This is a genomic window from Metabacillus arenae, from assembly GCF_014773385.1.
GTDB classification, from domain to species: domain Bacteria; phylum Bacillota; class Bacilli; order Bacillales; family Bacillaceae; genus Metabacillus_D; species Metabacillus_D arenae.
Map to the genome: position 1 here is coordinate 1 of NZ_JACXAI010000069.1, position 8,313 is coordinate 8,313.

Annotated in this window: 8 protein-coding genes, 16 tRNA genes, 1 rRNA gene and 1 pseudogene; 1 reads left to right on the forward strand and 25 read right to left on the reverse strand. The window is 37.4% G+C overall.

The annotated features are described in order from the left end of the window. Positions 1-253: 253 nt before the first annotated feature. Positions 254-820 carry an RBBP9/YdeN family alpha/beta hydrolase gene (locus IC621_RS25885; RefSeq protein WP_191162898.1) on the forward strand — a complete coding sequence of 189 codons (567 nt, stop codon included), beginning with the start codon at positions 254-256 and terminating at the stop codon, positions 818-820. Between the two features lie 114 nt (positions 821-934). On the opposite strand, the gene IC621_RS25890 is transcribed toward IC621_RS25885, so the two are convergent. The 25 genes and pseudogenes from IC621_RS25890 to rrf form a co-directional block, all read right to left on the reverse strand. Continuing rightward, positions 935-1,222 carry a hypothetical protein gene (locus IC621_RS25890; RefSeq protein WP_191162900.1) on the reverse strand — a complete coding sequence of 96 codons (288 nt, stop codon included), beginning with the start codon at positions 1,220-1,222 and terminating at the stop codon, positions 935-937. Between the two features lie 18 nt (positions 1,223-1,240). Beyond that, a complete protein-coding gene (locus tag IC621_RS25895; protein WP_191162902.1) occupies positions 1,241-1,486 on the reverse strand; it encodes a cytoplasmic protein in 246 nt (81 codons plus the stop codon). A gap of 136 nt (positions 1,487-1,622) precedes the next feature. Further along, positions 1,623-2,291 carry an HAD family hydrolase gene (locus IC621_RS25900; protein ID WP_191162904.1) on the reverse strand — a complete coding sequence of 223 codons (669 nt, stop codon included), beginning with the start codon at positions 2,289-2,291 and terminating at the stop codon, positions 1,623-1,625. Between the two features lie 149 nt (positions 2,292-2,440). Continuing rightward, entirely contained in the window at positions 2,441-2,626 is a 186-nt protein-coding gene (locus tag IC621_RS25905; RefSeq protein WP_191162906.1) for a hypothetical protein, read from the reverse strand. Positions 2,627-3,029: 403 nt separating this feature from the next. After that, the gene (locus IC621_RS25910) at positions 3,030-4,118 is read right to left on the reverse strand and encodes a restriction endonuclease (RefSeq protein WP_191162908.1); all 1,089 of its coding nucleotides are present in this window, start codon (positions 4,116-4,118) and stop codon (positions 3,030-3,032) included. A 61-nt stretch (positions 4,119-4,179) separates the two neighbouring features. Beyond that, positions 4,180-4,974 carry a helix-turn-helix domain-containing protein gene (locus tag IC621_RS25915; RefSeq protein WP_191162910.1) on the reverse strand — a complete coding sequence of 265 codons (795 nt, stop codon included), beginning with the start codon at positions 4,972-4,974 and terminating at the stop codon, positions 4,180-4,182. Between the two features lie 135 nt (positions 4,975-5,109). After that, complete coding sequence (locus IC621_RS26790; RefSeq protein ID WP_224752826.1) at positions 5,110-5,223, reverse strand: anti-repressor SinI family protein; 114 nt, start codon at positions 5,221-5,223, stop codon at positions 5,110-5,112. Further along, a pseudogene (locus IC621_RS27320) lies at positions 5,220-6,046 on the reverse strand (tyrosine-type recombinase/integrase). Before IC621_RS27320 ends, IC621_RS26790 begins: the two are co-directional and overlap by 4 nt. 246 nt (positions 6,047-6,292) lie before the next feature. Then, a tRNA-Leu gene (locus IC621_RS25925) sits at positions 6,293-6,374 on the reverse strand. Positions 6,375-6,386: 12 nt separating this feature from the next. Beyond that, positions 6,387-6,475 (reverse strand) — tRNA-Leu (locus IC621_RS25930). 38 nt (positions 6,476-6,513) lie between these two features. Beyond that, positions 6,514-6,587 (reverse strand) — tRNA-Cys (locus tag IC621_RS25935). Positions 6,588-6,597: 10 nt separating this feature from the next. Then, a tRNA-Gly gene (locus IC621_RS25940) sits at positions 6,598-6,672 on the reverse strand. 57 nt (positions 6,673-6,729) lie between these two features. Beyond that, positions 6,730-6,804 (reverse strand) — tRNA-Gln (locus tag IC621_RS25945). A gap of 22 nt (positions 6,805-6,826) precedes the next feature. Beyond that, positions 6,827-6,902 (reverse strand) — tRNA-His (locus IC621_RS25950). An 11-nt stretch (positions 6,903-6,913) separates the two neighbouring features. Continuing rightward, positions 6,914-6,987, reverse strand: a tRNA-Trp gene (locus IC621_RS25955). Between the two features lie 7 nt (positions 6,988-6,994). Next, positions 6,995-7,078: transfer RNA gene (locus IC621_RS25960), tRNA-Tyr, on the reverse strand. Between the two features lie 10 nt (positions 7,079-7,088). After that, positions 7,089-7,164: transfer RNA gene (locus IC621_RS25965), tRNA-Thr, on the reverse strand. A gap of 179 nt (positions 7,165-7,343) precedes the next feature. Further along, positions 7,344-7,419 (reverse strand) — tRNA-Phe (locus IC621_RS25970). 26 nt (positions 7,420-7,445) lie between these two features. Continuing rightward, positions 7,446-7,522, reverse strand: a tRNA-Asp gene (locus tag IC621_RS25975). A 3-nt stretch (positions 7,523-7,525) separates the two neighbouring features. Then, positions 7,526-7,602, reverse strand: a tRNA-Met gene (locus IC621_RS25980). A gap of 23 nt (positions 7,603-7,625) precedes the next feature. Beyond that, positions 7,626-7,701: transfer RNA gene (locus tag IC621_RS25985), tRNA-Val, on the reverse strand. A 51-nt stretch (positions 7,702-7,752) separates the two neighbouring features. Further along, positions 7,753-7,827, reverse strand: a tRNA-Glu gene (locus IC621_RS25990). A gap of 31 nt (positions 7,828-7,858) precedes the next feature. After that, positions 7,859-7,950: transfer RNA gene (locus tag IC621_RS25995), tRNA-Ser, on the reverse strand. 12 nt (positions 7,951-7,962) lie between these two features. After that, a tRNA-Asn gene (locus IC621_RS26000) sits at positions 7,963-8,034 on the reverse strand. Between the two features lie 11 nt (positions 8,035-8,045). Further along, positions 8,046-8,161 (reverse strand): 5S ribosomal RNA (rrf, locus tag IC621_RS26005). Positions 8,162-8,313 lie beyond the last annotated feature (152 nt).

An 8,313-nucleotide genomic window follows, 5' to 3' on the forward strand; every position in this document is an offset into this window, starting at 1 on the left:
TCACCTCACACTTCAAGTATGGACACATATAGAGAGGGCTAAAAGCTTATACCGTCTAAAGACGGTGGAGTTGGACCACGCATTTGTAAATTAAAGAAACGGGTGCGTTTGTTAAATAAAGGGGCCATACATATTAGACATATATAATATGTATGGCCCCTTATTTTATCTATGTTATTTTAAATTTAGTCTTGATAACTTTAGATCAGTAATATACTGTTTTTGTATCTATAAAAAGAAAGGGAGAGTAGCAATGGGAAAACAAGTATATATTATCCATGGATACGGAGCTTCACCAACTAATCATTGGTTCCAATGGTTAAAAGAAAAATTAATAGCAGATAATAATCAAGTTTTGGTTCTTCACATGCCAAATTCGTCTGACCCCAAGAAAGAAGAATGGTTGGAAACATTAGCTAATAAAATAAAGAATTTAGATAAAAATACTTATTTTGTAACACATAGTTTAGGGTCTATCACACTATTGAACTATCTAGATCAATTAGATCCGTTACAAAGCTTTGGAGGCTTTATTCTTGTTTCTGGCTTTTCAGAACCATTATCATCCTTACCTTCACTAAATCCTTTTACAGCTAAAAAAGTGGATGATAAAAAAATAATTTCTGCAACTAATTCACGTGCTGTTATTTCTGCAAAAGATGACTATATTGTACCTTTTCAATTAAGTCGAAATTTATCAAAACAATTGGATACATCATTTTATCCTGTTGAAAAGGGTGGTCATTTTCTAGAAGATGATGGTTTCATTACTTTCCCGTTGGTTTATGATATTTTAAATAATATGATGAAAAATGTATAAATAATGAGGGTGTCACCTTTTCGTGACACCTTAAAATTAAAAAATGTTCCTTAACAACCTGGCCCAATTTATTAAGAAAAGCGCATTTCTTGCTCCAGAAATGCGCCCGATTGTTTAATAAGAATTTCTTAATATAATCCCTTGCCTTTTTGCATATTCATTGACCAGGTTTATTAATTTATTCTTATGTATTAAAACTGAATTATGTATTTCCCTTTTTGCATCAATTACATATTCATCAAAGATAATAAAGTTTAAATGGTCCATCTTTTTAATGACAAAGCGATTACATTCATATTCTCCACATCTAATATTGTAGGAATATATAAAATCAATAATTCCATCATAAAATTCCTGATCAGAAATTTCATCCTCTAAGAATGATTGTATTAATTCTCGCATTTTTAATCTCCTTTAATACTAAAACCACACCTTATGCATTCCTTTTAGAAACCGTTCTGTGATGGGAAATCCAGAACTCTCCCCTATAACAGAATCAATTCCACAATAAGGGCAAACTCCTGTATCATCGTTATCCCACCATTCATCAATTTCATTGGGATTAAATATTTTCATACAATAAAAACATCCACATATGCTATCCTTTTCTAAATCTTTCCTATTATGACTACTAAAACGATGTGCTGTATCAAAGTTTTTTTCCACTAATATTTCTCCCCTTTTATAATAAGACCAAAGAAAAAGAGTTACCTTAGCAACTCGTTATTAAACTCTTGCGCCCAATTGCTGAAGATCAAAGGCTATTGAATCAGGTTCGAACTTTTGAACCCTTTTAACAAGATTAAATACTACTTACTCTTTCTATAATTAAAGGTAGCTCTGCCAAATCATCAATCATGAAGTCCGTTTCAACATTGCCCCATTGTGAGTCTTTTTTCCAAATTCCTTTCATTCCTACATTTCGAGCAGCTTTTACATCGTTTTCTGGATGATCTCCAACGTACATACTTTCATACGGTGAGACATTTAATTGCTCTAAAGCTTTTTTAAAAATTTGAGGATCAGGTTTTTTTATACCTTCCCATTCAGAAACAATTATAGTTTCAAAATACTTTTCAATACCTAACGCCTTTATATTATCCATTTGGAACTGTCCTTTTCCATTCGTTATTACTCCTAATTTAATGGACTTACTTTTTAACCCTTTTAACATACTGATGAAATTCGGAAAAGGGACACAATTATTCTTAAATTGTTCTAAGTAATCTTGAAGTAAGCTTTCCCAAGTGATTCCAGCGATATTAAATTCATCAACTAATTGTTGATACACTTTATCTTTCCAAACATACCCACGGTTATCCAATTCTATAAATCTTGTCACATACTTCTCTTTTGGAATATGACCTACTAGTTTATTTAATCTGTCATATTGCCTGTCAATAAACATTTTTACTGACTCATCTCTATTTAATAAAGTTCCATCTAAATCAAATAAAGCAGCTTTAATCACTTTTAAATGCACTCTCCTATTTCAATATACTCATATTCTTCTTTATAGTTAATATAAAGTCCTTGTTCAACTCAGGTTTGCAACTCAATTTTTTTCCTCAAAAAAAGACGCTTACCTTACCAGATATGCGGTCTTTTTTTGAAGAAGGGTTATAATTTTAAAAAATCGTCTAATCTTTTCATTACCTTTTCTAAGGCTGAAATGGACATTAAAGTATTAAATGGTTCGTTATCTAAAGAATGGTTAGCATTAGGGACTTTTTCAATTTTTATATTTGTTTTATTTTCAATTGCTTCGATTTTACTAGGAATATAATGAGTATCTTTTTCCCCCATCTGCGTATTTCTTTACGGTCCTCCAATTCTTACCGGTCTTTCTAGCGATTTCGTTTATTGATAAATCTTCGTTTTCTCGTAAATGTTTGATATAATTTACTTCTGGCATTGCTAGCATCCTTTCAATTCCCCTAACTGTTAAGATCTTGTCAATCAAAACAGTAGAGGTTATTTTAGGAGCTGGCAAGCTTTTTTTTATGCAGTTAGGTTCTGCACTAATTCACTGCAGAACTCTGTACTTTTATTTTGCAATAAACATACACCTGCACCTCTTGTTGAAAAAATGTACAATATGATTCAGAAACTCGGTTGTTAAAAAAAATTTTTTTAAACTCCTTTGATACTTTAGGTTCCCAGAACTAAAAAGAAAAGAGACCTTCAAAGGGTCTCTGTTATATTCCAATTATTCTTCATTAAAATATGTGAAATCAATTTTCTTAACAACAAACGTCGCCTTAACAGATACACCAATATTGTATTGAATCATGAGTTTTGCTAGCGTTTCACCATCAATTAAAACAATCTTCTTACTTTGCAGTCTTTCAGCGTACTGAATTGCGTGTTTTGTAAAATTAGAAGTTGTAATAAACACACCTTTTGTAGCTCCTAAATCGTCGAGGGCACCAGAGAAACTTTGAATTTGTTCTCTTCCAACAGTATTCTCCCACCTTTTTGCTTGAAGATAAATATTTTCTAGTCCGAGCTTATCCTGTTTAATAATTCCGTCAATTCCCCCATCACTTGATTTACCTGTTACTTCTCCATCTCCGTAGTCCATCGCCATTAGAAGTTCTACGATTAAATGTTCGAATTTTCTCCAGTGAACTTTTTTTATTTGTTGAATGAGGGAATCTGCTAATTCTTTTTTAATATCGTCGAACTTTTCTTCAATTACTTCAAATGGGTCTATAACTTCTTCCATTTCCTCAATCTCTTCTTGAATCTCCTTATGATTGTCATTTAGAAGCTCTAAACCTTTGTTCGTAATTTGAAATGTGGATTGACTGATTTCTTCAATGTAACTAGAGTTTTTTAAACTAAACCGTGCTTGCCTAATTCTTGTGATAAAAATAGAATCTTTACTATTATTATATGGGCGATTCCTTTGTTCTTCGGTTAAATTAAAGTATTTGGTCAATTCTTCGGAAATATAACTAGAAGTAAAAGCCTTACCGTCACTTATAATTGTAAGAAAAGGAATAATTATGTCCCTTGCTCTTGGAATATCAATTGAATTTGAAACACTTGAAGTTATTTCTTCGATATTCGTTGGGACTCCTTGTTCTTTGAAAATTTTTAAGATCTCTTTTTGTGTTAGACCGCTCTCACTTAATTCTTTTATAACCTTTAATACAGCAGTCGAACTGTCGTTGTAATATATAGAACTTCCCTTTTTAATACTAGGTATGTAGTCCTTAAATGCTTTAATCCATCTTCTACCATTACTTTCAGACCAGCCAACAGACTCCGACAATTTTGTTTTTGTGATCATACTTTCTTCTCCCCCACTCCTATATATTCTATATTACTTTAAAAATTGAGGAAATGACTAATTATTCATTCAACCAGTCATAAAAAACTACAGCTCCACTAGTAACAGCCTGTCGTCTAACCTGAGCTGACAGTTCACTTTCAATATCTTGAACCATGTTTCTAAGGGTCGAAAAGAAATAGGCTGTGAAGTCTTTTATCTTCCTCACCTTATAAGCATAAACAGACACTCTGAACGCTCGTGTAACAGTCTCCTCGTCAATATAATAAGAAAGGGAGCTATACCATTCAAAACACTGTTGAGCTTTCTTCCATAATTTTTTGGTGAACTTGTTATTAAAGAATGGAGCTGTCAATGTTATAAACCACGAGTCAACTGTTCCTTCTATGTAAGAACGATCTGTTTCATGAACGTAATTATCTTTTAAAGAATTTGAGATTAATTGTGAAATAGTTTCTGTTGCTTCAGATTCACTTTCAAACCTTGTCCCAGATGGTTTCTCCTCGTCCTTACGTTGTGCCAAATCAACATGACTCATAATAATTGTAAGGGAGCTTGAGAACCCTCCAGACTTCACTCTGAAGCGCTTTAGACGTTTAATAACTTGTAGTTCTTGGAGTCTTTTCAAAGCTCTCTGAACGGTTCTGACGCTCAATAAGAGCTGGTCAGCTATAGTTCCAACCTTGAGGAAGCTTACTCCAAGAAATTTGACTGAATAACGTGACAATAAAAGAAGAACGTCTCTCTCATTCTGTTTCAATTCAATGTTCTCAATGACAAAATCAATTTGTTTGTTTAATTCGTCCAGAGATTTGAACGACTCAAACTCTCTTATTTTTTCCGTTGTAATAAACAAGCTATTCCCTCCATGATTGAAAAGGGAAAGCTCCATGTGATAAACTCAAATGAGAGAAGGGTCTCAATCTTTTCTCGTTTGGGAGGTTATCACCCGTGTTTGCCGACACGGTTGGAACTTCCTTTTTTTTTTGATTTACTGTTTATTTTCTTGTTTGATTCGCTCTAATACTTCCATTACTTCCTCTGGTGTCATTCCAAGTTCTTTTGCTTCCATAATTAAAGCAAACCATTCGTTCCAGTTGTTCATAACAAGTTCCTCAACGGACTGAACTTTTTGTGACTCTCATTAACTTCATTGGAGAACAAATTGACGTATGTCTTTGTCATTTCCATTGTTGCATGACCCATAATTCTCTGAAGCTCAAAAACATTTGCTCCATTCTCAACAGACATTCTTGCAAATGTGTGCCTAAACTTGTGACACTTTGCATTGACTCCAATCTTGTTTCCGTACTGTGAAACACGTTGTTGAATCGTCTCTTTGCAATTGGTTGAACTTCTATTGAAATGAACAAATAGTCATGATCACATTGACCTCTGATTGACAACCATTTCTTCAGATGGTCTTTCATTTTGCGTTGAATTGGAACCAATCTCTCCATATAGGTCTTTGAGTGTCTTATCCTAATTGACTTCTCTTGAATGTCTGAAATGTGAATGTTGACAAGTTCATTTGCTCTGACTCCAGTTTCAAGCAATAGCAACAGCATGGTATAATCACGTACTCCAGTGAATGTGTGGAGGTCTGGTTGCTTCAATAAGAGCTTCAGTTCGTCTCTTGTGAACGTGTCAACGATATGTTTACGATCTTTGAGGAGTTTTACGGACTCCATTGGGTTGTTCGAAATGTGCTTGTTTTGATAAAGGAAGTTGAAAAAGGAACGTATCGCTCGCAATCTCGTGTTTATGGATACAGTTTTGAGACCTTGTTCTTTCATCTGGAGAATGACTTGCTCCTTTATGTGGACTGGAGTCACGTCATTTGGTCTCAACTGTTTCCCAACAAGTTTGAGGAATGATTGAAGTTCGTTTGAATAGTATTTGAGAGTATGGTCACGGAGGTTACGAATTGAACAGTCTTTGAGGAAAAGCTCAAGAGCTTCTTCAAATGTTAACAGCTCTTGTGAGTTGTGGACTTTGTTTAGTTCAAATTTGGACAATTGGTTTGAACGTCTCATGATTTTGTTCACCCTTTACATACGATTTATTGAACATGGTTTTTGTCGTGAAAATCATATGCAAGGACAACACAAAAAACGGTTCAACCAATAAGGTCAAACCGTTGAGTTCACTGTGTTTATACAGTCATTTTGTAATACCAGTGGTCGGGGTCGAACCGACACTCCCGAAGGAACACGATTTTGAGTCGTGCGCGTCTGCCAATTCCGCCACACTGGCATAATGTGTTGATGGTGCCGAGGACCGGAATCGAACCGGTACGGTAGTCACCTACCGCAGGATTTTAAGTCCTGTGCGTCTGCCAGTTCCGCCACCCCGGCTAAGGCAGTAAGTGTGTAAGTAAGTAATAAAAAAATAATGGAGGCGACACCCGGATTTGAACCGGGGATAAAGGTTTTGCAGACCTCTGCCTTACCACTTGGCTATGCCGCCTCTATATAAATGGAGCGGAAGACGGGATTCGAACCCGCGACCCCCACCTTGGCAAGGTGATGTTCTACCACTGAACTACTTCCGCAAACATTTATGATTATAACCTATGCATCAGCTTATGAAAAGTTTCTTAAATAAAAAATGGCTGGGCTAGCTGGATTCGAACCAACGCATGACGGAGTCAAAGTCCGTTGCCTTACCGCTTGGCTATAGCCCATTAATGAATTTTTAATTGAATATGGGGCGATTGATGGGAATCGAACCCACGAGTGCCAGAGCCACAATCTGGTGCGTTAACCACTTCGCCACAACCGCCATAGTTAAAGTGGCAGGGGCAGTAGGAATCGAACCCACACCGGAGGTTTTGGAGACCTCTGTTCTACCGTTAAACTATGCCCCTATATAAATGGTGGAGGGGGGCAGATTCGAACTGCCGAACCCGAAGGAGCGGATTTACAGTCCGCCGCGTTTAGCCACTTCGCTACCCCTCCATAAGACTACTGGTGCCGGCAAGAGGACTTGAACCCCCAACCTACTGATTACAAGTCAGTTGCTCTACCAATTGAGCTACACCGGCATATATAGTAAGAAAATATATTATATTAAGAAGTTCATACTGTCACCCAAGCTTCAGAAAGCTTTTGCAAGAAGCAGCTCGGCTTGTGTGCTGAAGCATAAGCTTCGAAGCTTATTCGGTCGTGCTCTACCAATTGAGCTACACCGGCATAATTTATCTTTATTTAATTAAGTCTTAAATGGTGGCTCAGGACGGAATCGAACCGCCGACACAAGGATTTTCAGTCCTTTGCTCTACCAACTGAGCTACTGAGCCAAGAATGTATATAACCTATAATAAAATGGCGGTCCGGACGGGACTCGAACCCGCGACCTCCTGCGTGACAGGCAGGCATTCTAACCAACTGAACTACCGGACCATTTGGTTGCGGGGACAGGATTTGAACCTGCGACCTTCGGGTTATGAGCCCGACGAGCTACCAGACTGCTCCACCCCGCGATAAAAACAAATATAAGATTTAATGGTGGAGGATGACGGGATCGAACCGCCGACCCTCTGCTTGTAAGGCAGATGCTCTCCCAGCTGAGCTAATCCTCCTAGTACTGAATGTGCAATTGCATGTGTTGCGACAGAACATCGCGAATTACTTGGTGACCCGTACGGGATTCGAACCCGTGTTACCGCCGTGAAAGGGCGGTGTCTTAACCGCTTGACCAACGGGCCGTTTAAGTTATATATAAGTCCGATTTAAAAATGGCGGAGAGCAAGGGATTTGAACCCTTGAGACGGGGTTATCCGCCTACACGATTTCCAATCGTGCTCCTTCGGCCACTCGGACAGCTCTCCAAGTTATAAAGGCTCCGCAGGCAGGATTCGAACCTGCGACCGATCGGTTAACAGCCGATAGCTCTACCACTGAGCTACTGCGGAATAATGGAAATGCCTGGCGACGTCCTACTCTCACAAGGGGAAGCCCCTCACTACCATTGGCGCTGAAGAGCTTAACTTCCGTGTTCGGCATGGGAACGGGTGTGACCTCTTCGCCATCATCACCAGACATAGTGACAAAAATTATTATACTTGATCGTGTAAAAAAATCAAGTGTTTTTTGAGGAATGTTCTCTCAAAACTAGACTAGCACAGGATGTGCTGGCTTCTGCGTTTGTCACAGGACGTGACAGTCTCTAGCAGAAGATCCTTTGAAAGACA

Excerpts from the sequence above, each read along its gene's own strand:
- IC621_RS25890 (WP_191162900.1), bottom strand. The coding sequence starts at position 1,222 with ATGCGAGAATTAATACAATCATTCTTAGAGGATGAAATTTCTGATCAG.
- IC621_RS25885 (WP_191162898.1), top strand. The coding sequence starts at position 254 with ATGGGAAAACAAGTATATATTATCCATGGATACGGAGCTTCACCAACT.
- IC621_RS25910 (WP_191162908.1), bottom strand. The coding sequence starts at position 4,118 with ATGATCACAAAAACAAAATTGTCGGAGTCTGTTGGCTGGTCTGAAAGT.
- IC621_RS26790 (WP_224752826.1), bottom strand. The coding sequence starts at position 5,223 with ATGAACAACTGGAACGAATGGTTTGCTTTAATTATGGAAGCAAAAGAA.
- IC621_RS25905 (WP_191162906.1), bottom strand. The coding sequence starts at position 2,626 with ATGGGGGAAAAAGATACTCATTATATTCCTAGTAAAATCGAAGCAATT.